Source organism: Bradyrhizobium sp. PUT101 (assembly GCF_052043945.1).
Taxonomy (GTDB): domain Bacteria; phylum Pseudomonadota; class Alphaproteobacteria; order Rhizobiales; family Xanthobacteraceae; genus Bradyrhizobium.
This window is the reverse complement of the sequence record NZ_CP197207.1, coordinates 3,277,954-3,297,628: the sequence shown is the minus strand read 5'-3', so window position 1 is coordinate 3,297,628 and position 19,675 is coordinate 3,277,954. Positions and strand designations below refer to the sequence as shown.

General features: G+C 65.8%; 16 protein-coding genes. 8 read left to right on the top strand and 8 right to left on the bottom strand.

The genetic code is table 11. The features are described from left to right. Window positions 1-87: 87 nt before the first annotated feature. A complete protein-coding gene (locus tag ACSHT2_RS16205; protein ID WP_440642435.1) occupies window positions 88-1,584 on the bottom strand; it encodes a sensor domain-containing diguanylate cyclase in 1,497 nt (498 codons plus the stop codon). Between the two features lie 144 nt (window positions 1,585-1,728). Between ACSHT2_RS16205 and ACSHT2_RS16200 the strand changes: the two genes are divergently transcribed. Next, window positions 1,729-1,989 carry a DUF7662 domain-containing protein gene (locus ACSHT2_RS16200; protein WP_440642434.1) on the top strand — a complete coding sequence of 87 codons (261 nt, stop codon included), beginning with the start codon at window positions 1,729-1,731 and terminating at the stop codon, window positions 1,987-1,989. After that, complete coding sequence (locus ACSHT2_RS16195; RefSeq protein WP_440642433.1) at window positions 1,986-2,249, top strand: hypothetical protein; 264 nt, start codon at window positions 1,986-1,988, stop codon at window positions 2,247-2,249. Before ACSHT2_RS16200 ends, ACSHT2_RS16195 begins: the two co-directional genes overlap by 4 nt. On the opposite strand, the gene ACSHT2_RS16190 is transcribed toward ACSHT2_RS16195, so the two are convergent. Together ACSHT2_RS16190 and ACSHT2_RS16185 are read right to left on the bottom strand one after the other, a co-directional pair. After that, window positions 2,246-5,122 (bottom strand): EAL domain-containing protein, encoded by a 2,877-nt coding sequence (locus tag ACSHT2_RS16190; RefSeq protein WP_440642432.1) that lies wholly within the window; start codon window positions 5,120-5,122, stop codon window positions 2,246-2,248. The two genes, ACSHT2_RS16195 and ACSHT2_RS16190, sit on opposite strands and share 4 nt — an antisense overlap. A 151-nt stretch (window positions 5,123-5,273) precedes the next feature. Then, window positions 5,274-6,272: an NAD(P)H-quinone oxidoreductase gene (locus ACSHT2_RS16185; RefSeq protein ID WP_440642431.1), complete on the bottom strand. Its 999-nt coding sequence runs from the start codon at window positions 6,270-6,272 to the stop codon at window positions 5,274-5,276. A gap of 113 nt (window positions 6,273-6,385) precedes the next feature. Between ACSHT2_RS16185 and ACSHT2_RS16180 the strand changes: the two genes are divergently transcribed. After that, a complete protein-coding gene (locus tag ACSHT2_RS16180; protein WP_440642430.1) occupies window positions 6,386-6,577 on the top strand; it encodes a DUF1192 domain-containing protein in 192 nt (63 codons plus the stop codon). Window positions 6,578-7,195: 618 nt separating this feature from the next. Further along, window positions 7,196-7,705 (top strand): protease adaptor protein RcdA, encoded by a 510-nt coding sequence (gene rcdA / locus ACSHT2_RS16175; protein ID WP_440642429.1) that lies wholly within the window; start codon window positions 7,196-7,198, stop codon window positions 7,703-7,705. A 187-nt stretch (window positions 7,706-7,892) separates the two neighbouring features. On the opposite strand, the gene rpmE is transcribed toward rcdA, so the two are convergent. Then, on the bottom strand, window positions 7,893-8,120 hold the full coding sequence (gene rpmE, locus ACSHT2_RS16170) for a 50S ribosomal protein L31 (protein ID WP_028182497.1): 228 nt from the start codon (window positions 8,118-8,120) through the stop codon (window positions 7,893-7,895). Window positions 8,121-8,316: 196 nt separating this feature from the next. Here rpmE and ACSHT2_RS16165 point away from each other — a divergent pair, with 196 nt between their 5' ends. Then, window positions 8,317-10,167, top strand: a complete 1,851-nt coding sequence (locus ACSHT2_RS16165) for an ABC transporter ATP-binding protein/permease (RefSeq protein WP_440642428.1) — start codon at window positions 8,317-8,319, stop codon at window positions 10,165-10,167. Between the two features lie 75 nt (window positions 10,168-10,242). Here the strand turns inward: ACSHT2_RS16165 and ACSHT2_RS16160 are convergent, their stop codons facing one another. The 3 genes from ACSHT2_RS16160 to ACSHT2_RS16150 form a co-directional block, all read right to left on the bottom strand. Beyond that, window positions 10,243-10,689 (bottom strand): GNAT family N-acetyltransferase, encoded by a 447-nt coding sequence (locus ACSHT2_RS16160; RefSeq protein ID WP_440642427.1) that lies wholly within the window; start codon window positions 10,687-10,689, stop codon window positions 10,243-10,245. Then, on the bottom strand, window positions 10,689-11,717 hold the full coding sequence (locus tag ACSHT2_RS16155; RefSeq protein WP_440642426.1) for a peptidoglycan -binding protein: 1,029 nt from the start codon (window positions 11,715-11,717) through the stop codon (window positions 10,689-10,691). Before ACSHT2_RS16155 ends, ACSHT2_RS16160 begins: the two co-directional genes overlap by 1 nt. A gap of 142 nt (window positions 11,718-11,859) precedes the next feature. After that, window positions 11,860-12,873 (bottom strand): flagellar motor protein MotA, encoded by a 1,014-nt coding sequence (locus tag ACSHT2_RS16150; RefSeq protein WP_199751374.1) that lies wholly within the window; start codon window positions 12,871-12,873, stop codon window positions 11,860-11,862. 167 nt (window positions 12,874-13,040) lie between these two features. Here ACSHT2_RS16150 and ACSHT2_RS16145 point away from each other — a divergent pair, with 167 nt between their 5' ends. The 3 genes from ACSHT2_RS16145 to ACSHT2_RS16135 all read left to right on the top strand — a co-directional run bounded on the left by ACSHT2_RS16145 (window position 13,041) and on the right by ACSHT2_RS16135 (window position 18,654). Beyond that, window positions 13,041-14,060 (top strand): SAM-dependent methyltransferase, encoded by a 1,020-nt coding sequence (locus ACSHT2_RS16145; RefSeq protein ID WP_440642425.1) that lies wholly within the window; start codon window positions 13,041-13,043, stop codon window positions 14,058-14,060. A 232-nt stretch (window positions 14,061-14,292) separates the two neighbouring features. Beyond that, window positions 14,293-15,486, top strand: coding sequence for an efflux RND transporter periplasmic adaptor subunit (locus ACSHT2_RS16140; RefSeq protein ID WP_440642424.1), 1,194 nt, complete (start codon window positions 14,293-14,295; stop codon window positions 15,484-15,486). 6 nt (window positions 15,487-15,492) lie between these two features. Beyond that, window positions 15,493-18,654: a multidrug efflux RND transporter permease subunit gene (locus tag ACSHT2_RS16135; protein WP_440642423.1), complete on the top strand. Its 3,162-nt coding sequence runs from the start codon at window positions 15,493-15,495 to the stop codon at window positions 18,652-18,654. Between the two features lie 154 nt (window positions 18,655-18,808). On the opposite strand, the gene ACSHT2_RS16130 is transcribed toward ACSHT2_RS16135, so the two are convergent. Beyond that, window positions 18,809-19,600, bottom strand: coding sequence for an inositol monophosphatase family protein (locus ACSHT2_RS16130; RefSeq protein WP_440642422.1), 792 nt, complete (start codon window positions 19,598-19,600; stop codon window positions 18,809-18,811). Window positions 19,601-19,675: the final 75 nt, after the last annotated feature.

The following is a 19,675-nucleotide window of genomic DNA, read 5'->3' as shown; positions in this document are numbered from 1 at the left end:
TCCCTGTGGTTATGGTCCCGCGTTCGCGGGGACGACACCGATGGTATGGCGGATTGCGTCGCGCCCAACCACAGCCGTGGAGTAGCCTCACGCCGCCAGCGACAGCTTGGGAATGCTGGCAACCACCGACTGGTTGCGCCCGCCGGCTTTCGCGGCATAGAGCGCCTTGTCGGCGGCGGCGACCAGGACCGGCCAGTCCATGCCGGCGGTGGGGACGAGGCCGGCGATGCCGCAGGAGACCGTCGAAATCGCCTGATCGTCGGACCAGCCCTGCACCTTGAGGCGGATCGTCTCGGCGACCTTGAAAGCGTCGTCCGGCGAGGTGTTCGGCAGTAGTACGGCGAATTCCTCGCCGCCATAGCGGGCGGCGCAGTCGCCGGCGCGGCTCACGGAATCGGAAATGCAGATGGCGATGCCGACCAGCACCTGGTCGCCGGCCTGATGGCCGAACGTGTCGTTGTAGGCCTTGAAATGATCGGCATCGATCATCAGGAGCGCGAGCGGCGCCTTCTGACGCATCGCGCGCCGCCATTCGACGTCGATGACGATATCGAACTTGCGGCGGTTCCTCAGGCCCGTGAGCGCATCCGTCGTCGCCATCTCCTCGAGCTTTCGCTCGGCGTCGGCGCGCCGGCCGATCTCGCGCGCGAGCACGAGCGTCGATCCCAGCACGAACAGCGCGAGCACCAGCACCACGGCGCCGATGCGGAACGCCTCCCTCTGCCAGAGCGCGAACACTGCGGCCACGGGCTTGCCCGCCACCACGAACAGCGGTCCGCTGTCGCCGCTGCGGACATAGAGCCGCGGCGTCGGATCGACCGGGCCCTGTCCGGAATAGGAAGCGCCGACCCGGAGATTGTCGGCCTTCCAGCTCCGGCGGTCGTTCAGGTTCGTGCCGATGATGTCGAGATCGAACGGCCGCCGCATCATGATGGTGCGGTCGCGCTTGAGCACGGTGATGGTGTCTTCAGGGTCGAGATTCAGCCGCTCGAACAATTCGTGGAAATAGCTGAAGCGAATCGAGCCTGCGACGACGCCGAGGAAGCCGCCGTCGGTATCGCTGACGCGCCGGCTCAGCACGATGGAATAGGCGTTGCGGAACAGCATCGGGCGGCTGATGAAGAGCCCGGCTCCGGGATTGTCGCGGTGGACCGTGAAATAGTCCTCCTCGCTCCGGTTCTCGGTGAGGGGATCGAGCGTGGAAGCATCGATGATCAGCCGGCCCTCGGCATCGAACACCTGGATGGCGCCGAAATGCCGGGCCGTCGTCGCGTGGTCGAACAGGATCAGGTGGCGGATCGTCCTGGAGACCGTCGCGAGCTCGGGCAGCAGCATGTTGCTGGCGACCGCCTTCAGCGAAAGGTCGTAGATTTCGATGTTGCGGCCGATGTCGGACTCGATGGTGGTCGCGAGGTTCTCCAGCGTCTGGCGAGCGAGCGCCTCCTCGCCGCGGCGCATGTCCAGCATCACATTGACGCAGATGGCCGAGAAGCCGGTCACCGTCACCACGGACGAGATGATCAGCAGCTTCGCCGAAATCCGCCACGGCCGCCGGGCCGTGATTTCGCGCCATCCAAAGGGCATCGTTCGCTCCCGATACCAGTGGATGCGCCTGAAAGCTTGCGTAGTGTTTAAGGCAGGACGGCGCTACCGCAATGAGTTAAGAATCGGTGTATGGGTCGAACGGTTTTAGGCAGGCCGGGCGGGACTTCGGACGAGAGGACGCTGGTGAACGACTACGACGCGTTGCGCGACTATCTGATGCGGCAGAAGCAGGAGGAGTTCGTGCTGAGCTTCGAGCAGATCGAGGAGATCATCGGCGTGGCGCTGCCGCGCGCGGCGCATCGTGCCTCCTGGTGGGACAGCCTGCGCAGCCCCGACATCCAGATGCCGCAACGCGAGGCCTGCCTCGCCGCGGGCTTCGTGGCGACGCGGATGCCGGACGGTCAGAGCGTGCGGTTCAGGAAGCAGAAGCCGCAGAAGCGGTGAATTCGCCCCGCATGATCCTGCGCTGGCTGAGGGGGATCCTTGGCACAGCGCTGATCGGATTGGGCCTGCTATTCGCACTCGCCTTCGAATCCCGCTACTGGCGCTGGCGCGACTGCTTCAACGAACTCGGCCGCTGCTACGATCCGGTCTCGCAGGACGTCTATCTCGAACAGGCGGGATTGGTATGGGTCGGTCTTGCGGTGGTCTCGCTGCTGCTGGGGCTTGGACTGGTGATGAATCTGCGGCGCAGACAGAGCTAGCTCGCCGCTTCCAGCCGCACTTCCGTCAGCAGGCGCATCGCCGCATCGGCGTCCATCGGCTCGCCGAAGGCGAAGCCTTGCGCGTATTCGCAGCCCATCTGGTAGAGCTCGACCGCATCGGAATCGGTCTCGGCGCCCTCCGCCACCACGTCCATGCCGAGATCGTGCGCGAGCGCGATGATCGACTTCAGGATCACCGGGCGGGTGCCGCGGCTGGTGGTGCGCACGAAGGACTGGTCGATCTTGATGGTGTCGAAGGGGAAACGCTGGAGATAGGCCAGCGACGAGTGACCGGTGCCGAAATCGTCGAGCGACAGCCCGGTGCCGAGCTCGCGGATCCGCGTCAGCATCTGCGCCGCGTGCTCCGGATTCTCCATCACCAGCGATTCCGTCAGCTCCAGCTTCAGCGTGCCGCGCGCCACCGAGGAGCGCGACAGCACGGTGCGGATGTCGTGGATCAGATCGTGGCGCAGCAACTGCCGTGAAGACACGTTGACGGAGGCGAAGATCGGGTCGCGTGAGCGCATCGCGCGCTGCCACACCGATAGCTGCTTTGCGGTCTGGTCGAGCACGAACATGCCGAGGTCGACGATCAGCCCAGTCTCTTCCGCGATGGTGATGAATTCCGAAGGCGCCATGCGTCCGAGCTTCGGATGATCCCATCGCGCCAGGGCCTCGAAGCCGGCGATCGAGCGATCCTCCAGCCGCACGATCGGCTGATAAAGGATGGTGATCTCCTGCCGCTCGATGGCGCGGCGCAGCTCGCTTTCCAGCGTCAGGCGATCCGTCTTCCGCGCGCGCATGGCGGGCTTGTAGACGTCGATGCGGTCGCCGCCGATGCGCTTGGAATGATACATCGCCAGCTCGGCGTCCTTGATGATCTCGTCCGTCAATTGTGCTTGCGGATCTGAGAGCGCCAGCCCGATCGAGGCCGTCAGGAAGATCTCGCGGTCGTTGAAGGCGATCGGCGCGCGGATGGTCTTGCGGATGGTCTCGGCGAAGGCGGTGATGCGGGCCGGGTCCTGTTCGGAGAGCAGGATCAGGCCGAACTGGTCGCCGGCCATCCGGGCCAGCGTGTCCTGCGGCTTCAGGATACGGGTGAGGCGGCGGGCCAGCGTCAGCAGAATGGAATCGCCGACCGCGATGCCGACGGAATCGTTGACCTGCTTGAAGCGGTCGAGATCGATCACCATCAGCGTCGGCCGCAGCGTCGGCATGGTCTTGGCGAAGTTGGCGACAGCACCCAGCCGGTCCATGAACAGCTTGCGGTTGGGCAGGCCGGTGAGGTTGTCATGCACGGAATCGTGCAGCAGGCGTTCCTCGGCGTTGCGGAGCTCGGTGACGTCGGTGAGCGTGCCGACGACGCGCGAGACCTCGCCGTCGGAGCCGACCACCGGACGGGCCTTCAGCGCGAACCACATGAAATGACCGTCCGGCGTGCGCAGGCGGAAATCCTGCACCAGGCGGCCGCGGCGCTGGTCGAGCACACTGTCGAGCGCGGCGCGGAAACGGTCCTGGTCGAGCGGATGCAGCACCTCGAGCCAGGACGCCGCGGGGCCTTCCAGCGTGCCGCGCTTGAGTCCGAGCAGGGCCTCGGTCTCGGGGCTGGTGAACACCTTGTCGGCGGACACGTCCCAATCCCAGATCAGATCGCCGGAGCCGGCGAGCGCCAGCGCCCGCCGCTCGATGTCGGAGACGATGCCGGTGGTGGCGCCGCCGCCGGCGAAGGCGTGCTGCATCACTGTGAATCCGATCAGCATCACGATCAGCACGAGGCCGCCGAGCAGGGCTGGGCCGACGATGTCGTTGGTGACGGAGCCGGCGACGGTCATGCCAGCCGCGACCACCCAGACCACCAGCAGGAACCAGGTCGGGATCAAGAGCACCGCGCGGTCGAAGCCGTGGGTGGAGAGATAGACGATCAGCGCAAAGCCGGCGAAGGCGATCAGCACCAGCGAGATGCGCGCGATGCCGGAGGCCACGGCCGGATCGAACAGCGCCAGCGCCACCAGGGAGCCGAGGAAGGCGAGCCAGCCGATCGTGATGTGGGAATAGCGGACGTGCCAGCGGCTGAGATTGAGGTACGCGAACAGGAACACAAGCAGCGTTGCCGCAAGGATGGCCTCGCCCGCCGCGCGCCAGATGCGCTCGGCGTTGTTCGACATGTCGAGCACCTTGCCCCAGAAGCCGAAATCGACGCCGATATAGACCAGCACCGCCCAGGCCAGCGCCGCGGCGGCCGGGAACATGATGCTGCCCTTGACGACGAACAGGATGGTCAGCACCAGCGCAAGCAGGCCGGAAATGCCGATCACGATGCCCTGGTAGAGCGTGAAGGAATTGACCTTGTCCTTGTAGGATTCCGGCTCCCACAGATAGAGCTGCGGCAGCTTGTCGGTGCGCAGCTCCGCGACGAAGGTGACGACGGCGCCGGGGTCGAGCGTGATGCGGAACACGTCGGCGGTGGCGCTTTCCTGACGTTCCGGGCGGTCGCCGATCGAGGGCGTGATGGTCGCGATGCGCGACAGGCCGAGGTCGGGCCACAGCAACCCCGAGGAGACGATGCGATAATGCGGGGCGACGATCAGGCGGTCGAGCTGGTCGTCGGTATTGTTGGCGAGCGCGAACACCACCCAGTTCTGCCCGCCTTCGCGGGCGCGCACCTCGATGCGGCGGACGATGCCGTCGGTGCCGGGCGCGGTGGAGACCTGGATGCGATCGGCATCGCTGCGCTGATGCTCGAGCACGCCGGTGAGGTCGATCGCGGGCGCGTCGCTGCGGACGCTGACGGCGTCCAGCGCGCGCGCGGGATACGCGGCGACAAGAATCATGAGGCCCAGCGCGATGGGCGCGAGGCACCTGATCAGACGCAAGGTCAGTTCTCCGCGTTCGACGCAAACTCTGAGTGCAAGGCGAATCTAGAAGGCGATTCAGACCGGACCGAAGTGGTTCGGCGCGTCGCGATAGATGCCATGAAAGCGAGGAAAATCAAAGGGTTTCCGGCTTGGCCTGTGGGCCGGCGGCCTAGGCCTCCAACACAATTTTGCCAATATGTGCGCTCGTTTCCATGCGCCGGTGGGCGTCGGCCGCCTTTTCCAGCGGGAAAGTGCTGTCCATCACCGGCTTGATGCGGCCTTCGCGCAGAAGCGGCATCACTTTTGCCTCGATCGCGGCCACCATCGCCGCCTTGTCCGCATTAGTACGGGGGCGCAGCGTCGAGCCGGTATGGGTCAGGCGCTTGACCATCACCTTGGCGATGTTGACGCTGACCTTGGGGCCGTTAAGGGTCGCGATCTGGACGATGCGGCCGTCGACCGCCGCGGCATCATAGTTGCGGTCGACATAGTCGCCGGCGACCATGTCCAGGATCAGGTTGACGCCAAGGTTGTTGGTCTCGGCCTTGACCACGGCGACGAAGTCTTCGGTCTTGTAATTGATGGCGCGATCGGCGCCCAGCTTGAGGCAGGCATCGATCTTGTCCTGCGATCCCACCGTGACGAACACCTTTGCACCGAATGCTTTCGCAAGCTGGATCGCCATGGTGCCGATGCCGGAGGAGCCGCCATGGATCAGCAGCGTCTCGCCGGCCTTGAGGCCCCCGCGCTCGAACACGTTGTGCCAGACCGTCATCAGGGTTTCCGGCAGCGCGCCGGCTTCCTTGATCGACAAGGCCGGCGGCACGCTCATCGCCTGGGCATCCTGGGCGATGCAATACTGCGCATAGCCGCCGCCGGCGACCAGCGACATCACCTTGTCGCCGATCTTGTGCCGCTTGGCATTGCTGCCGACCGCCACCACCTCACCGGCGATCTCGAGGCCCGGCAGGTCGCTGGCGCCGGGCGGCGGCGGATAGGCGCCGGAACGCTGCGCGATGTCGGGCCGGTTCACGCCCGCGGCCTCGACCTTGACCAGGATCTCGTCCGGGCCGGGCTGCGGCAGCGCGCGCTGTTCCGGCACCAGCACCTCCGGTCCGCCGGGCTTGGAGATGGCGATCACGGTCATTTGCGCGGGCAGCTTGTCCATGATGTGTCCTTGAGCAAAGGTGCGGGATGCAACGAGACCCTTGCTTAGCCAGCGCGGTCCAAGCTGGCAACCGCCTCGGCATTGTGGTCCGCGCGAACGCAGGAGGAACGAGGATGGCGATGGAAGACGACGACCGCCCGCGCAAGAAGATCACGCACGAGATCGGCCAGGATCTTTCACTGTTGTCGGTCGAGGAACTTACCGAGCGCGTCGCGCTGCTCAAGACCGAGATCGCGAGACTGGAGGAAGCCGCCACCAAGAAGCGCGCCTCGCGCGATGCGGCGGATCACTTTTTCAAGAAGTAGCCAGCCACATCAACGGCGGTCGTCCCGGACAAGCGCGCCTCAAGCGCGCGCAGATCCGGGATCCATACTCCCAGGACGAGGTCGTTGCGCGAGGCCGGCAACTCCGAGTCCCCGTCACCACATCCGACGGTGGCTGGATCCCGGATCTGCGCTCCGCTTGTCCGGGATGACGGCGGAGTGTGTCGCTGAGTTGGGTGACCGCCAACTCTTGTTCCGCACCCCACTCGGCCGCTGGCCGACATGGCTAACGAACTCTCAAAAAATTAGCTCGTTTACGGTCGATTAAGCTTTCGGGTTTATGACTGGAACTGTCCTCGTTTGGACACCGAGTGGCTCCTGTCCACTCTGTTTGACGCCTCCCTGTTATCAACTTTCAAAGCCGCCGGTCTCCGGCGGCTCTTTTTTTGCGCAAAGCGGTTTCGAGCGGAGCGTATGCCGGTTCGCGTCGAGAAGACGCGCCGAAACAGGAATATCCGCCCAGTTGCATTCCGGGGAATGACGCGCGGAAACCATATCCGCGCTTGTCACTGGACTCGGCGCTCCCAGCGCGCAATGATTTGTTCATCATAAGCCGGCGCCAAGCCGGACAGTCAGACAGTTGCGTAAGGGGCGTTAACCATGGAACGTTTGCAGGCCGAAGGCGCTCTCGTTCAGCTCAGCGAGCGGTTCACCAATTCTGCGGCGTTCGGCGTTCTGTTCCGTGAAGGCATGGACCTCGTCGAAGAGACCGCCGCCTATCTCGACGGCGCCGGCCGCGTCGAGGCCAAGGCACTCGATCGCGCCGTCAGCCTCTCCTATGCGACCGAGAGCATGCGCCTCACCACGCGTCTGATGCAGCTTGCTTCCTGGCTGCTGCTGCACCGCGCGGTGAAGGAGGGCGAGATGACGCTGAGCCAGGCCAACCGCGAGAAGACCAAGGTCAAGCTCACCGCCGCCGATCCCGGTCCCGCCGACACCATCGAGAAGCTGCCCGCGCAACTCCAGGAACTGATCCATCGCTCGATGAGTCTGCAGACCCGCGTGCGCCGCCTCGACAGCACGATCCACACTCCGCCGGCCGAGCACGTGGCGATCGGCAACCCGCTGGTGCCGCACCTCAATGCGCTGAAGGCGGCGTTCGAGCGGTAGGGTCTATCAACAATCTCGGTCGTCATTCCGGGACGCGCCTCTTGGCGCGGGCCCGGAATCCATACTCCCGATCGTGGCTATGGATTCCGGGCTCGCGACTTTGTCGCGCCCCGGAATGACAGCGCCCCACAAACAAAAACGCCCCCGGTCTGTCGGGGGCGTTTTGCGTCTCAGCCTTGTGGCCGGCTCAATCCTTTTTGAGAAAGCCCGAAAACTTCTTCTGGAAGCGCGAGACGCGGCCGCCGCGGTCCATGATCTGCGTGGAGCCGCCGGTCCAGGCCGGGTGCGACTTCGGGTCGATATCGAGGTTCAGCGTGTCGCCTTCCTTGCCCCAGGTCGAGCGCGTCAGGTACTCGGTTCCGTCGGTCATGACGACCTTAATCGTATGATAATCCGGATGAATTTCGGCTTTCATGGCAATTCCTCGGCGCTCCGGCGCCTTCTTGGGTGGCTAGCGAATGACGGATTTGGGCGGCTCTATACCGCACGAAACCCGGCAAAACAAGCCATGCCGGGCTGGTGAGCGGGCTTACCCCTAAGGGACTTCCCGGATTTGCCACTACCCCTACACCGGCCTATTGGGAGCAAGCCAATACAATGGGTCGGATATCATGAGCGCAGTGGAACGGCTTGATGACCAGCATATCAATCGGCCCGCAATGAACGCCGCGGATATTCCGTCGATCGAGGCCGAGCTGATCGAAGAGCCCGCCAAGGGCCGCGCCAAGCTGCGGCCGCTGCTCGCGCTCGCGCCCTATGTGGGCCGCTATCGCGGCCGGGCGGCGCTGGCTTTCGTCGCGCTGACGATCGCCGCGCTGACGACGCTGCTGGTGCCGATCGCGGTGCGCAGGATGATCGATTTCGGCCTGACGCCCGAGGGCATCGAGCTGATCAACAGCTACTTCTCGGTGATGCTCGCGGTGGTCGCGGTGCTCGCGCTCGCGAGCGCGGCGCGCTACTACCTCGTGATGACGATCGGCGAACGCATCGTCGCCGACCTCAGGCGCGACGTCTTCGCCCATCTGCTCTCGCTCTCCCCCGCCTTCTTCGATTCCGCCCGCAGCGGCGAGCTGATCTCGCGGCTCACCGCGGACACCACCCAGCTCAAATCGGCCGTCGGCGCCTCCGTCTCGATCGCGCTGCGCAACATGATGATGTTTCTGGGCGCCGCGGCGATGATGGTGATCACGAGCCCCAAGCTCTCCGGCTTCGTGCTGCTGGCCATTCCCTTGATCGTGCTGCCGCTGGTGGCCTTCGGGCGCTGGGTGCGGCGCCTGTCGCGCAATGCGCAGGACACGCTCGCAGAAGCCTCGGCCTATGCCGGCGAGCTGGTCGGCGCGATCCGCACCGTGCAGGCCTATACCAGCGAGCAATTTGCCGAGAAGCGTTTCGGCGGCGAGGTCGAGCAGGCCTATGAAGCCGCCCGAACCTCGACCCAGGCCCGCGCCGTGCTCACGGCCATCATCATCTTCATCGTGTTCGCAAGCGTGGTCGCCATCCTCTGGATCGGCTCGCATGATGTGCTCTCCGGCGCGATTACGCCGGGCCGGCTCGGTCAGTTCGTGCTTTATGCCGTGTTCGCCGCGGCGGGCCTCGGCCAGCTCAGCGAGGTCTGGGGCGAGGTCTCGGCGGCCTCGGGCGCGGCCGAGCGCCTGTTCGAGATCCTGCACGTGAAGCCCGAGATCACCGCGCCCGCGGTGCCGCGGGCGCTGCCGGTGCCGGCGCGCGGCGAGGTCGGCTTCGATCAGGTCAGCTTCGCCTATCCGGCGCGGTCCGACGTCAAGGTGCTCGACGCCGTGTCGTTCACCGTGCGCCCCGGCGAGAAGGTCGCGATCGTCGGCCCATCCGGCGCCGGCAAGAGCACGATCTTTCATCTCTTGCTGCGCTTCTACGACCCGCGTAGCGGGACGATCTCGCTCGACGGCGTGCCGGTCAAATCCGCGGACCCGCGCGATTTTCGCGCCCGCATCGCGCTGGTGCCGCAGGACTCGGTGGTGTTCGCCGCGACGGCCCGCGAGAACATCCGCTTCGGCCGGCCCGATGCGACCGATGCCGAGGTCGAGCGCGCCGCCGAGCTGGCGCATGCCGCCGAGTTCATCCGCCGCCTGCCCGAAGGTTTCGAGACCGCGCTCGGCGAGCGCGGCGTGACGCTCTCCGGCGGCCAGCGCCAGCGCATCGCGATCGCGCGCGCCATCCTGCGCGATGCGCCGCTGCTGCTGCTGGACGAGGCTACCTCCGCGCTCGACGCGGAAAGCGAGACGCTGGTGCAGACCGCGCTGGAAGAGCTGATGCGCCACCGCACCACGCTCGTGATCGCGCATCGCCTCGCAACCGTGCTCTCCTGCGACCGCATCCTGGTGATGGACCAGGGCCGGATCGTCGAGCAGGGCACGCATGCCGAGCTCGTGGCGGCGAACGGACTTTATGCGAGGCTGGCGCGGTTGCAGTTCGAGGGGGCGTGAGGTGGGCCACATGGACAGGCCGCCCAATTCGCGGTGTCGTCCCGGCGAAGGCCGGGACGGTGCTGGAGCGAACTCCTACGGCTTCCATTCCATCTTCAGCACCGGCCGGCCCGAGGTCGGGTTCACGTCGTCGCCGGCATGGGCAAAGCCGTTGCGCTCGTAGAAGCGGATGGCGCGGGCATTGTCCTTGTTGACGAGCAGCGTGATGCCTGTCGGCGACAGGCGCTTGGCCTCGTCCACCAGCCGCCGCGCGGCATCCGAGCCCCAGTGCTCCGGATCGACCACGAGCTGGTCGAGATAGCCTTCGCCATCGATCGTGACGAAACCGGTCAGCGCACCGTCCTGCTCCGCCACCACGATCGAGGCCTTCGGCACCAGATCCTTGCGCCAGCGCTCGCGCCACCAGTTCAGCCGGTCCGCGAAGTCGATCTGCGGATAGGCCTGCTGCCAGGTGCGATGCCAGAGCTCGATCGCAGCGGCTTCGTCCTCGGGTCGGTAGGGGCGAAGGTGGAGCGCGCTCACTACCGCTCCGTCAGCTTCAGCTCGATGCGCCGGTTGCGCTTGTAGGCCTCCTCGGTGTTGGCGGGATCGAGCGGCTGGAATTCGCCGAAGCCGGCCGCGACGAGGCGCTGGGCGGGCACGCCGAGCGAGATCAGATATTGCACCACCGAGATCGAGCGGGCCGCGGACAGGTCCCAGTTCGACTTGAAGTTCGGGCCGTTGACCGGACGCACGTCGGTATGGCCGTCGACGCGGAGCACCCAGGGAATCTCGTTCGGGATCTTCTTGTCGAGCTCGATCAGCGCAGTCGCCAGCGTGTCGAGCTCGGCGCGGCCCTCGGGCAGCAGCGTCGCCTGGCCGGTATCGAAGAACACTTCGGACTGGAACACGAAGCGGTCGCCGACGATGCGGATGTCGGGGCGGTTGCCGAGGATGGCGCGCAGGCGGCCGAAGAATTCGGAGCGGTAGCGCGACAATTCCTGCACGCGCTGCGCCAGGGCAACATTCAGGCGAGAACCCAGATCGGCGATCCGGTTCTGCGATTCCTTGTCGCGCTTCTCGCTGGCATCCAGCGCCTCTTCCAGCGCCGCCAATTGCCGGCGCAGCGCGCTGATCTGCTGGTTCAACACCTCGATCTGCGCCAGGGCCCGCGCAGAGACAGCCTTCTCCGAGTCCAGCGCCTTGCCGAGCTCGGTGGTCTTGCCTTGCGCGTCGTTGCCGGCGGCAGCAAGGCCGTCATAGAGACCCTTGATGCGGTCGCGCTCGGACTCGGCCGAGGCGAGGCCCGCCTTCAATTGCGAGACCTGGTCGTCGAGGCTGAGCTTGCCGAGCTTTTCCAGCGACAGGAGCTCGTTGAGCTGGGCGATCTTGGCGTTGAGCTGCTCCAGCGCCTTGTCCTTGCCGGTGACCTCCTGCGACAGGAAGAACTGCACGACCAGAAACACCGACAGCAGGAACACGATCGACAGCACCAGCGTCGACAGCGCGTCGACGAAGCCGGGCCAGTAGTTGAAAGCGCCTTCGCTGCGGCGGCCGCGCGCTAGAGCCATTTACGTCTCCGTTTCCCTTGTGTCCCGGACGCGCTGCAGCGTGCAACGCTGCTGCGCAGAGCCGGGACCCATTTCCCGTCTCCGGACCCCGGCCTGCGACGCCCCGCTTCCGCGCTGCGCCGCGTCCGGGGCGCGCGAGCGCCTAACTCTTCTCCGGCTGTCGCGCGATGCGCTCCAGCAGGCGCCGGATCTCGCGGTTCTGCTCGCCCTGGCCGTCGGCCCATTCGCGGATCATCTGCTGCTCGGTGCGCATGTGCGAGACCAGCGCCTGGATCGCTTCGGCAAGGCTCGCCATCGCCGCCGTGGTGCCGCGGCTGGCGCTGCCTTCCTCGAACACGGAGCGCAGCCGTTCGACCGCGGCCTGGAGCTCGCCGCTGGCGACGCCGCCGCCTGCCGCAACGGGCGCTTCGCCGTTGCCATATTCGCGCACGGTGGTGGCGAGCCAGTCTTCGAGGTCGGTGTAGAAGCGGTTCTGCGCCTGGCTCGATTGCAGGTCGAGGAAGCCGAGGATCAGGGAGCCGGCGAGGCCGAACAGCGAGCTGGAGAACGAGATCCCCATGCCGCCGAGCGGGGCGGCGAGGCCCTCCTTGAGCGTGTCGAACAGCGAGCCGGCATCGCCGCCGACCTTGAGCCCGTCGATCACCTTGCCGACCGAGCCGACCGTCTCGATCAGGCCCCAGAAGGTGCCGAGCAGGCCGAGGAAGACCAGCAGGCCGGTCATGTAGCGCGAGATGTCGCGGGCCTCGTCCAGCCGCGTCGCGATCGAATCGAGCAGATGCCGCATCGTGGTCTGGGTGATGGTCATCCGCCCGGAGCGCTCGCCGCCGAGGATCGCCGCCATCGGCGCCAGCAGCTTCGGGTGCCGGGCCGGTGCCAGGCCCGGATCGGCGATGCGGAAATTGTTGACCCAGGAGACTTCGGGGTAGAGCCGGATGACCTGGCGGAAGGCCAGCACGATTCCGATGAACAGCACTGCCCCGATCAGGGCATTGAGCCCGGGATTGGCGAAGAAGGCCTGGATGATCTGCTTGTAGAGCACCACGCCAACCAGCGTGCACAGCACCAGGAAGACCAGCATCCGCACCAGGAAGACGCTGGGCGAGGACAGTTTGGTGTACTCGATATCCAAGGTGGAGCGGGAAGTGCCAGACGGCATGGCCGGTATCATCCGTTACGTAAGCTTGCTTGCGGCGCGCACTATGGCACAGCGCCGGCCCAAAAAAAGCGCCGGATGCGCCGATTTCGGGGACAGCTCGGGGAACCGGGCCGGAAGCGGCGCTTTGATGAACAGGTATCTGCAGAAGTTCGCCATTCGGGAGGTGCATGAGCGTCGTTTCCGCGATCATCGGGACTGCCGAACGGGTGCCGCTGCCGGACGTGGTCATCCGTGCCGCGATCCAGCGCTTGTGCTCCCGCACGGCGACGCGCCTGTCCGCGCAGGGCGCCGCCGACGATGCCGCCTTCGCCGGGCGGATGATGCTGCGGCCGATCGCCGAGGACGCGGGGGCCGGGCATGACGAGGCGCCTGCTGCCTTCTTCGCCGAAATGCTCGGCCCCAACCGCAAATTCTCCTCCTGCTTCTACAAGACCGGTGCGACCACCTTGCAGGAGGCGGAAGAGGAGGCGTTGCGCCAGACCGTCGAGCATGCCGGTCTTGCCGATGGCCAGACCATCCTCGAGCTCGGTTGCGGCTGGGGCTCGCTGTCCCTGTGGATGGCGCGGCAGTTTCCGCATGCAAAGGTGACGGCGGTGTCGAACTCGCAGGCGCAGCGCACCCATGTCGAGGACGAGGCGCGGCTCCGCGGACTTCTGAACCTGCGCGCGGTCACCGCGGACATGAACGTGTTCGCACCCGAAGGCCAGTTCGACCGCATCGTCTCGGTCGAGATGTTCGGGCAGATGACGAACTGGCGCAAGCTGATGACGCGCGTGCGGTCATGGCTCGCGTCGGAGGGGCGGTTCTTCATGCACGTCGTCACCCATCGATCGGCTTCACAGCTGTTCGATCCGTTCGATCGCAACGACTGGATTGCGCAGCACGTCTTCACGGGCCGGCTGATGCCGAGCCATCACCTCGTCAGGCAATTCGACGATATCCTTGCGATCGAGAAGGAATGGTGCTGGAGCGGTACGCATTACCAGCGCACCGCCAACGACTGGCTCGCCAATTTCGATGCGCATCGCGGCGCCGTCGAGGCGTCCTTGCGCAGGGTCTATGGCGAGGAGACAGCTCTCTGGATGCGTCGCTGGCGCCGGTTCCTCCTCGCGACATCCGGCCTGTTCGGCTACGCCGGGGGGACCGAGTGGGGAATCAGCCATTACCGGATGAAAGCCGCCGACTGATTGCGGTGTTCCGTCGCAGCACGCGGCGGTGGAACTCGACTCACAATCAGGTGAGTCGATAAAAGGCACGTAGAGTCAATGAGATAGGCCGTGTGACAATGAGCCGCCTGCAACACGCGTTGCGTCGCAGCAAGTCCATTCTATTTTGACGGTATCGGCCGCGCGACGAAATGAGTCCAGAACGGGCCCGCGGAGCGTGATCAGTATCAACAACATCGGGGCACCACACTTCATGTCAGGACTTCGCGCGCGATCGGCATGCGTTGCATTGATGCTCGCGGCCCTTGCGCCGCTACTTGGTGCTTGCGACGAATCCAGCTCCGCCATATCCGCCGCCCAGCCGGCCGCGCCTGACGTCAGCATCGTCGTCGTCAAGCCGCAGTCGCGTGCCGTGGTGCGCGAACTGCCGGGCCGAATCGCACCGACGCGTGTCTCCGACGTGCGGCCGCGCGTCTCCGGCATCGTGGTCGAGCGTCTGTTCCGCCAGGGCAGCGAGGTGAAGGCGGGCGATCCGCTCTACCGCATCGATCCGCGTCCGTTCGAGGTCGAGGTGATGGCCAACGAGGCCGCGCTTGCCAAGGCCGAAGCGGGATTGATGCAGGCCAAACAGCAGGCGCATCGTATCGCCACCCTCGCCAAGGATCGTGCCGCCCCGGAAGCCGAGAACGAGAAGGCGATCGCGGCCGAACGCCAGGCCCATGCCGAGGTCGAGGGCCGCAAGGCCGAGCTCGCGCGGGCAAAGCTCAATCTCGACTATGCCACCGTGCGCGCGCCGATCGACGGCGTGGTCGGTGCGGCGCTGGTCAGCGAGGGCGCGCTCGCCGTGCAGAACGAGACCAATCTCGCCACCATCCAGCAGCTCGATCCGATCTATGCCGACTTCACCCAGTCGGTGAACGAACTCAACCAGCTCCGCCGTGCCTTCGAGACCGGCGATCTCGAGCGCATCGCGGCCGATGCCGCCAAGGTGCGCCTGGTGCTCGACGACAACACCATCTATTCGCTCGACGGCAAGCTGCTGTTCTCCGACGCCAAGGTCGACGCCAACACCGGGCAGGTGACGTTGCGCGGCGAGTTCCCCAATCCCAGGCGCGAGCTGCTGCCGGGCATGTATGTCCGGGTCCGGATCGACCAGGGTCTCGATTCCGACGCGATCGCGGTGCCGCAGCAGGCGGTCCAGCGCAATGGCGGCGGCGGCAGCGAGGTGTTCGTCGTCAAGGACGACAACCACATCGTGGTCCAGCCGGTGCGCACAGGATCGGTGCAGGACGGACTCTGGTTCGTCACGGAAGGCCTGAAGGCCGGTGACAAGGTCGTGGTCGAAGGCTTCCAGAAGTTCGCGGCCGGCGACAAGGTCAAGCCGCAATCCTGGGCCGAGGCCGAAGCGACCGCGGACAACCGGCACGCCCAGCAGCTCACGCGGTAACGCGCTATGCCGAGCTTCTTCATCGACAGGCCGATTTTCGCCTGGGTGGTTGCGCTGTTCATCTGCTTGATCGGCGCGATCGCGGTGCCGCTGCTGCCGATCGCGCAATATCCGATCATCGCGCCGCCCTCGATCTCGATCTCGACCAGCTATCCCGGTGCTTCGCCGGAAAACCTCTACAACAGCGTCACGCGGCTGATCGAGGAGGAGCTCAACGGCGCCTCCGGCATCCTCAATTTCGAATCGACCAGCGATTCGCTCGGCCAGGTCGAGATCATCGCCAATTTCCAGCCGGGCACCGATACCAACGACGCCTCGGTGGAAGTCCAGAACCGCATCAAGCGCGTCGAGGCGCGCCTGCCGCGCGCGGTGATGCAGCAGGGCATCCTGATCGAGGAAGCCTCCAGCGCGGTGCTTCAGATCATCACGCTGAGCTCGACCGACGGCAGCCTGGATGAGGTCGGCCTCGGCGACTTCATGATCCGCAACGTGCTGGGTGAGATCCGCCGCATTCCCGGCGTCGGCCGCGCCACACTGTACTCGACCGAGCGCAGCTTGCGCGTCTGGGTCGATCCGGCCAAGCTCGTCGGCTATGGGCTGACCGCCGATGACGTCAACAAGGCCATCGCCGCGCAGAACGCGCAGGTCGCCTCCGGCAGCATCGGCGCCGAGCCTTCGACCTCCAGCCAACGCACCTCGACGCTGGTGCTGGTCAAGGGGCAACTCTCCTCGCCGGACGAATTCGGCGCCATCATCCTGCGCGCCAATGCCGACGGCTCGACCGTGCGCCTGCGCGATGTCGCGCGCGTCGAGGTCGGCGGGCTCAGCTACCAGTTCAACACGCGCCTCAACGGCAAGCCGACCGCGGGTCTGTCGGTGCTGATGTCGCCGACCGGCAATGCGCTGGCGACCGCGAGCGCGGTCGAAGCGAAGATGAAGGAGCTGTCGCGCTTCTTCCCGGCCAACATCACCTACGAGATCCCCTACAACATCACGCCCGTGGTCGAGGCCTCGATCAAGAAGGTGCTGACGACGCTGGTGGAAGCCGTGGTCCTGGTGTTCGTCGTGATGTTCCTGTTCCTCCAGAACATCCGCTATACCATCATCCCGACCATCGTGGTGCCCGTGGCGCTTCTGGGGGCCTGCACCACGCTGCTGCTCGCCGGCTACTCCATCAACATGCTCTCGATGTTCGGCATGGTGCTCGCGGTCGGCATCCTCGTCGACGACGCCATCGTCGTGGTCGAGAACGTCGAGCGCATCATGGCCGAGGAAGGCCTGCCGCCGAAGGAAGCGACGCGCAAGGCAATGTCGCAGATCACCGGCGCCATCATCGGCATCACCCTGGTGCTGATGGCGGTGTTCGTGCCGATGGCGTTCTTCCCGGGCTCGGTCGGCATCATCTACCGCCAGTTCTCCGTCACCATGGTCGCCGCGATCGGCTTTTCCGCCTTCCTCGCGCTGTCGCTGACGCCGGCACTGTGTGCAACCCTGCTCAAGCCCGTCGCCAAGGGGCACGGTCATTCGAGCAATTTCGTGTTTAGCCGGTTCAACCACATGCTGGAGGCCGCGCGATTTCGCTACGCGGGTACGGTCGGCTTCTCGCTGAAGCGCACCGGGCGCCTGATGCTGGTCTATGCCGCGTTGCTGGTCGGTCTGTCCTGGGCCTTCGTCAATTTGCCCGGTGGCTTCCTGCCCGTCGACGACCAGGGCTTCGTCACCACCGACGTGCAGACGCCGTCGGATTCGTCCTACGCCCGCACCGAGGCCGTGATCGAGAAGGTCGAAAAATATCTTGCCGCACGGCCGGGCGTCAAAGACGTCACCTTCCTCACCGGCTTCAGCTTCTCGGGCCAGGGCATGAACACCGCGCAGGCCTTCATCACCCTGAAGGACTGGTCGGAGCGCGGGCCGAACGACTCCGCCGCGGCGATCGTCAACGACGTCAACCGCGACCTAGGCTCGTCGATCCGCGACGCCAAGATATCGGCGCTGCAGCCGCCGCCGATCGACAATCTCGGTAACTCCTCCGGTTTCTCGTTCCGCCTGCAGGATCGCGGCCAGAAGGGCTATCCGGCCTTGATGCGCGCCGCCGACCAGCTGATCGCGGCGGCCAATGCCAGCCCGGTGCTTCAGAAGGTCTATATCGAAGGTCTGCCCGAGGCGGGCGTGGTCAATCTCGTGATCGACCGCGAGAAGGCCGGCGCCTTCGGCGTCACCTTCGAGGACATCAACAACACCATCTCGACCAATCTCGGCTCGAACTACATCAACGACTTCCCGAACCGCGGCCGCATGCAGCGCGTCGTTGTGCAGGCCGACGCCCGCGACCGCATGCGGACCGAGGACATCCTCAATTACAACGTCAAGAACAGCCGCGGCCAATTGGTGCCGTTCTCGTCCTTCGCCACGGTGGAATGGGCACGCGGTCCGACGCAGATCGCCGGCTTCAACTATTATCCGGCGGTGCGCATCTCCGGCGAAGCGAAACCCGGCTTCACCTCGGGCGATGCGATCGCCGAGATGGAGCAGCTTGCCGACAGGCTGCCGCGCGGCTTCGGCTATGAATGGACCGGACAATCGCTCCAGGAAAAATTGTCCGGCTCGCAGGCGCCGTTCCTGCTGGCGCTCTCGGTATTCGTGGTGTTCCTGTGTCTGGCCGCGCTGTACGAGAGCTGGACCATTCCGCTCGCGGTGCTGCTGACCGTGCCGCTGGGCATCGTCGGCGCCGTTGTCGCCGCCATGCTGCGCGGCCTGCCCAACGACGTCTACTTCACCGTCGGCCTGATCACCATCATCGGCCTCGCCGCGAAGGACGCGATCCTGATCATCGAGTTCGCGAAGGATCTGCGGAAGGAAGGCAAGCCGCTGGTGGAAGCCACCATCGAGGCCTGCCGCCTGCGCTTCCGCCCGATCCTGATGACCGGCCTCGCCTTCATCTGCGGCGTGCTGCCGATGGCGATCGCGCACGGTGCCGGCGGCGCGAGCCAGCAGGCGCTCGGCTCAATCGTGATGGGCGGCATGATCGCGGTGGTGATCCTGGCGCTCTTGATGGTGCCGGTGTTCTTCGTCTCGGTCCAGCGCGTGCTGGGCGGGGACCGGGAGCCGGAGGCGGCGAAGGACCATGAGGCCTACGGGCCCCCGGCGCGGGCGCACACGAGCCACTGACGGTTCATTCCGTCATTCCGGGGCGTGCGAAGCGCGAGCTATGATGCGCAATTGCGCATCTGAGAATCCATCGAGCTACAATGGATGCAGGTGAATGGATTCCGGGTTCGCGCCAAGCGGCGCGCCCCGGAATGACGATAGAGAAGCTGCGGCGCTACGCCGCCTTCCGCAAAATCTTGACCAGCTCCCCGTGCACGAACTCGTTGCCGCACACGACGTGCCCGGTGACCAGCGCATCGCCCGGGGTGTCGATGTCACTCACCGTACCGCCCGCCTCGCGCACCATGATCTGGCCGGCGGCAATGTCCCACGGCTGCAGGTCGCGCTCCCAATAGCCATCGAGGCGGCCCGCGGCGACGAAGGCGAGGTCGAGGGAGGCGGCGCCGAAGCGGCGCAGGCCCGCGACGCGATCCTGGATCGCGGTCATCTCGCGGCGGAATTCCTCGTGGTCGCCGCGGCCGATATGAGGCAGGCCGCAAGCCACCACGCATTCATTGAGCTGGCGGCGGCCGGCTACGCGCAGGCGCTGGTCGTTGAGGAAGGCGCCCTTGCCGCGCTCGGCGATGTAGAGCTCGTCGTTGGCGGGGTTGTAGATCACGCCGGCGATCACGGTGCCCTCACGGGCGAGGCCGATCGAGATCGCGAATTGCGGGATGCCGTGCAGGAAGTTGGTGGTGCCGTCGAGCGGGTCGACGATCCAGGTGTGGCTCTTGTCGGTGCCTTCGCGGGTGCCGCCCTCTTCGCCGATGAAGCCGTAGCCGGGCCGGGCCTTGGCGAGGTCCTGATAGAGGATCTCCTCGGCGCGCTTGTCGGCGAGCGAGACGTAATTCGCCGGACCCTTCAGCGAAACCTGGAGATGCTCGATCTCGCCGAGATCGCGCTTGAGGCTGCGGCCGGCGCGGCGCGCGGCCTTGACCATGACGTTGATAGTGGCGGAATACAGCATGAGCTCTGGACTTGATCGGGGCAGGGATCAGGGGCAAGGGCGGGACATCGCGCCCGTTTGAGGGATTGGGTGCCC